This window comes from Rufibacter sediminis (genome assembly GCF_014269285.1).
GTDB classification, from domain to species: domain Bacteria; phylum Bacteroidota; class Bacteroidia; order Cytophagales; family Hymenobacteraceae; genus Nibribacter; species Nibribacter sediminis.
This window is the reverse complement of sequence record NZ_JACOAF010000052.1, coordinates 1-611: the sequence shown is the minus strand read 5'-3', so window position 1 is coordinate 611 and position 611 is coordinate 1. Positions and strand designations below refer to the sequence as shown.

The following is a 611-nucleotide window of genomic DNA, read 5'->3' as shown; positions in this document are numbered from 1 at the left end:
TCCACGATGGCGGGGATGTCCACCGTCAGGTTAGGCGCGCCGTTGGCGAAGGGAACGCCCGTCTTGATGGCGGCGTAGGCGTAGATCATAGACGGGGCGATGGCCGGGTCGTTGTTCACAAGGCCCTGCTCGAAGGCCTCGACGCTCCGGTGCACGTCGGACTCCTCGATGTAGATCTCGGTGGAGCCGCACCACACCATCACCAGGCGGTCGCAGCCGTTGGTCTCCTTGAAGGAGCGGATGTCCTCCATCAGCATCTCGGCCAGCTCCATCTTGTTGGCGCCCTCCTTCACGTGGGTGCCGTCCAGGTTGCGGGCGTAGGCCTTGTCGAAGACCGCCTTCATGGGCTTGAGCGCCTCCAGCTCGGGCTTGATGGCGTGCAGCAGCATGGGCTCCAGCACCTTGGCGTTGGCCGCCGCCTCGAACACGTTGTCTGAGTAGACGTCCCAGCCGCCGAAGACGATGTCCTCCAGCCCGGCCAGGGGAACGAAGTCCTTGATGAGCGGGAACCGGTCGTCGGTGCGCTTGCCCAGCCGGATGCGGCCCATTTGGGTCAGGGAGCCCACCGGTTGTGAAAACCCTTTCTTGATCGATTCCACCCCGGCGATCAG

At 64.3% G+C, this 611-nt stretch carries 1 protein-coding gene; it reads right to left on the bottom strand.

Going from position 1 to position 611, the window contains the following annotated elements; genetic code table 11:
- Positions 1 to 611 (bottom strand): inositol-3-phosphate synthase (locus H7U12_RS20555; protein WP_206683966.1); only part of this gene is annotated, 611 nt, incomplete at both ends.